This is a genomic window from Oleiphilus sp. HI0080 (assembly GCF_001635135.1).
In genome coordinates this window covers 1-4049 of record NZ_LWFU01000816.1, presented here as the reverse complement: position 1 = coordinate 4049, position 4049 = coordinate 1, and the positions used below count along the sequence as shown (strand labels likewise).

At 47.4% G+C, this 4049-nt stretch carries 3 protein-coding genes and 2 pseudogenes; 3 read left to right on the top strand and 2 right to left on the bottom strand.

The genetic code is table 11. The features are described 5' to 3' along the window. A pseudogene (locus A3751_RS16695) lies at positions 1 to 815 on the bottom strand (ammonium transporter); the annotation flags it as partial. 48 nt (positions 816 to 863) lie between these two features. Continuing rightward, a complete protein-coding gene (glnK, locus tag A3751_RS16690; RefSeq protein WP_068458067.1) occupies positions 864 to 1202 on the bottom strand; it encodes a P-II family nitrogen regulator in 339 nt (112 codons plus the stop codon). 306 nt (positions 1203 to 1508) lie between these two features. On the opposite strand from glnK, the gene A3751_RS16685 reads away from it, so the two are divergent. From A3751_RS16685 to A3751_RS16675, 3 genes and pseudogenes are all read left to right on the top strand, one after another. After that, complete coding sequence (locus A3751_RS16685) at positions 1509 to 1760, top strand: accessory factor UbiK family protein (RefSeq protein WP_068458070.1); 252 nt, start codon at positions 1509 to 1511, stop codon at positions 1758 to 1760. A gap of 81 nt (positions 1761 to 1841) precedes the next feature. Further along, positions 1842 to 3362 carry a YifB family Mg chelatase-like AAA ATPase gene (locus A3751_RS16680; RefSeq protein ID WP_068458065.1) on the top strand — a complete coding sequence of 507 codons (1521 nt, stop codon included), beginning with the start codon at positions 1842 to 1844 and terminating at the stop codon, positions 3360 to 3362. Positions 3363 to 3739: 377 nt separating this feature from the next. Further along, positions 3740 to 4049: pseudogene (locus A3751_RS16675) on the top strand (tRNA (guanosine(46)-N7)-methyltransferase TrmB); the annotation flags it as partial.

Here is a 4049-nt window from a genome sequence, read left to right as displayed (position 1 = left end):
AAACCACCAGCTGCTGCTGCATTGGTGTTAAGGAATACGCTAGCAACTTCGTTAGCTACACCGATGCCGCCAAGCTTCAAAGTAGAACCGCCGTTGAAACCGAACCAGCCCATCCAAAGGATGAATGTACCAAGCGTTGCAAGAGGAAGGTTAGCTCCAGGAATCGCGTTCACTTCGCCGTTAGGACCGTATTTGCCTTTACGTGCACCAAGAAGGATTACACCTGCAAGGGCTGCTGCTGCACCCGCCATATGAACGATACCAGAACCAGCATAGTCGCTGTAGCTAAGCTCGTACAAGCCGAATACTGCATCACCGTTCCAAGTCCAAGAACCTTCCATTGGATAGATGAAACCAGTCATGACAACTGCGAATACTAGGAAAGCCCAAAGCTTCATACGCTCAGCAACTGCACCAGAAACAATAGACATTGCTGTTGCAACGAATACTACCTGGAAGAAGAAGTCAGAAGCACCTGAGTACTCACCCATGTCGCCGAAGCCAGCTTCAGTTGCAGATGCAAGTACCGCTGCTACTGCTGCTTCGTCCATTGATGCTACGCTGTCTACATCTGCAAGGAAGAGACCTCCGCCGTACATGATGTCGTAACCACAGACGAGATACATCGTACATGCGATCGCAAATAGCGCGACGTTTTTGGTTAAGATTTCAGTCGTGTTCTTAGCGCGAACAAGACCTGCTTCAAGCATGGCAAAACCTGCCGCCATCCACATTACTAATGCGCCGCACACCAAGAAATAAAAGGTGTCCATCGCATACTGTAGTTCAAATATGTTATTGGATAATTGTTCCATGGGAGCCCTCCGTACTTAGGCCTTTATAATTTGTGTTACTAAAATTGTTTATACAGCGTCAGTGCCGGTTTCTCCGGTACGGATACGAATCGCTTGTTCTAGAGCAGAAACAAAGATTTTCCCGTCACCGATTTTCCCTGTGTTTGCAGCTTTAGCGATTGCTTCAACAACTTGATCAAGCAAATCAGTACCAATCGCTACTTCGATTTTGACTTTTGGAAGGAAGTCCACGACGTATTCAGCGCCACGGTAAAGTTCTGTGTGGCCTTTTTGGCGACCAAAACCTTTTACTTCAGTTACTGTAATACCTTGTACACCGATTTCAGATAGTGCTTCACGCACGTCGTCTAGCTTGAAAGGCTTTATGATGGCAGTTACGAGTTTCATGAATTTCTCCTTGTTATGCCGCCTACTACTTAATGAATATTGTTTACTCGACATGTCAGCGGGTTTTACTGCTGCATTGCATACGCTTTAAGCAGATGGTGTGCCAGTACAAGAAAGTGTATAAATAACAATTAGATACCTGTGAATCAAAGGTTGGCTGGCAAAATCGGTGCGCTTTCTTGGAGCGGTATGGCGTGTTACGCACCAAAATGACGCTCTATTTTGGTGCGTAAAAAATGGTATGTGATTTGGGAAGGCTCGGTGGTAAACTTTTGGACCAAATTTGCTGTACTGGAGACAGTTAGAGTGCTCAATCCCCAACAATTATTCGGTCTCATTCAAGACCAGGTGAATCAAGTCTTTCCTGAGTTCGGCAAGGCGGCTCAAGATGAGATGGCTGGTAATCTAAAGCTTGTTATAACAAGCGTCATTACTAAGTTGGATTTGGTTTCCCGCGACGAGTTTGACGCCCAGCAGGCCGTGCTGGAAAGGACTCGCATGATGCTAGAAAAGTTGGAGAAGACGGTTGCTGAGCTAGAAGAAAAAGTGTCAGATTAATAAAGTGTTTTAAAGCAGGAAAGGATTCTGCTTCTGCCGCACTAAAGCGGTGCGATTTACAAATATAGTGCAAGGATGCCTATGAGTTTGTCTACTGTTAAGACCCGTGCGTTGTGCGGTGTCGATTCCCCTTTGGTGCGCGTTGAGACGCACCTTTCCAATGGTTTGCCCTCTTTTACTATTGTCGGTTTGCCCGAAGCGGCTGTTCGAGAGAGCCGTGAGCGTGTTCGTTGCGCTTTGGTGAATTCTGGTTTTGAGTTTCCGATGCGTCGTGTGACGGTCAACTTGGCTCCCGCAGATTTGCCAAAGGAGGGCGGGCGTTTTGATTTAGCGATTGCGATCGGAGTCTTGGTGGCAAGTGGTCAGCTGTCACCCTCTTCCGTGTCTGATTGTGAGTTTGTATCAGAGCTCGCACTGGGTGGCGCTTGTTGTGCTGTGAAAGGAGTTCTTCCCTCTCTCGCAGTCGCTGATTCGACGGCGCACAAGATATACGTCGCCAATGAGGATGCACGTTATCGCCAGTTATTGAACTCTGAAAAAATTATTGGCGTTCATGATCTTTTAGAATTAGTGCAGCATCTGAGAGAGCCGCAATCCTATCCACTCAAAGCTGAGCCGGTAGAGGGAAAGTTAGATGATGCCCAATCTAAGTGTATTGCAAACCTTTCAGAGGTTGTTGGTCAGTACTCTGCAAAGCATGCTTTGGAAGTCGCTGCTGCGGGAGGGCACAATTTATTATTTTACGGACCGCCCGGAACAGGTAAGAGCATGCTTGCGTCACGTATCACTTCAATTCTGCCGAAGCTCTCCAAGACTCAGGCGATGGAAGTGGCCTCACTTTATACGCTAACGCAAGTACCAAGATTAGAGTCTGATTGGTACGAGCCTCCTTTTAGAGCGCCACATCACTCCAGTTCTGCGGTGGCCTTAGTCGGAGGTGGGGCGCGACCTAAGCCTGGAGAGGTTTCGCTTTCTCATCGTGGTGTGTTGTTTCTCGATGAGCTACCGGAATTCTCAAGGCACACTCTAGAGATGCTGAGAGAACCTTTGGAAACCGGGGAGATATCGATCGCGCGCGCCCAGCAGCAGCTAACCTTGCCAGCTCGGTTTCAGTTAATTGCAGCGATGAACCCCTGTCCTTGCGGATATTTGGGGCATCCTTCTGTTTCATGCACAGATTCGCCGCAGCAGATCGAGCAATATCGTCGAAAGTTGTCGGGGCCTTTTCTAGACCGTATTGATATGCATGTCGAAGTGCCGTTTCAATCAGCAAGAGTGACCTTGCGAACCAATAGAAAAGAAGAAAGCAGTGAGCAGATACTTGCGCGAGTGGAGCGTTCAAGAGAGCTTCAATATCAGCGACAAGGTACTCTTAATGGTGATTTAAAAGGAGAGGCGCTCATGCAAATATGTGCGTTGACGACTGAGCAGAATGATTGGTTGATGAGCACAATTGATGCCTTGGCTTTGTCTAGTAGAGCCGCACATCGAATAATGCGATTGGCAAGAACATTGGCGGATTGCTCGGGGGAATCGAGGATAAGTCAGGGGCATCTGGCGCAGGCCTTGCGCTATCGGCCTATACAAAGGCCAGCAGATTAGCGTGTTGAACTGGCGTTCACAGGTTTAAAAAAAGCAGTTGAACTAAACTGGAGGCAAAAAAAGAGGAGCCAAAACTTGGCTCCTTAATAGGGGTTTCTTCAAGGAAGACAGAACCACGATCGCTTCATCGTGAATCTGTATTACTAAGTATACGCTCAAATTTTGAACAATCGGTGTAGAACATCACTAAATCTGTAACAGATAGTTAAATCGATAAAGCTTTGTGTATGAGATCACAAACTAACCGTATCGCGAGGGCGAGTGATGGCCTTAAACATCGCGTGCTTGCTATGCAGCGCTGCTAATCCTAGAATTCCGCCCACGAGATTTATCAATTACGTTTTCCGATTTACGTTTTAGACTATTCGAGGGATTCCGTGTCTGATCAAGACAATCCAATGCAAAGAGTGATTCGAAGTTTTGTGGTGCGCAGTGGGCGTATGACCGCAGGCCAAACCCGCGGCTGGGATAGTTACTGGGATCACTTTGGTCTTGAGCCGGGGCAGCAACTCGATTTTGCTCAAATTTTCGGTAACTGTAATCCGGTGGTCTTTGAAATCGGGTTTGGTATGGGCAGTTCACTGTTTGAAATGGCAAGTGCAGAGCCAGAGAAAAATTTTGTTGGCGTAGAAGTGCATCGTCCTGGCGTTGGCGCATTATTAGCACAAGCTGGCGATGCAGGCTTAA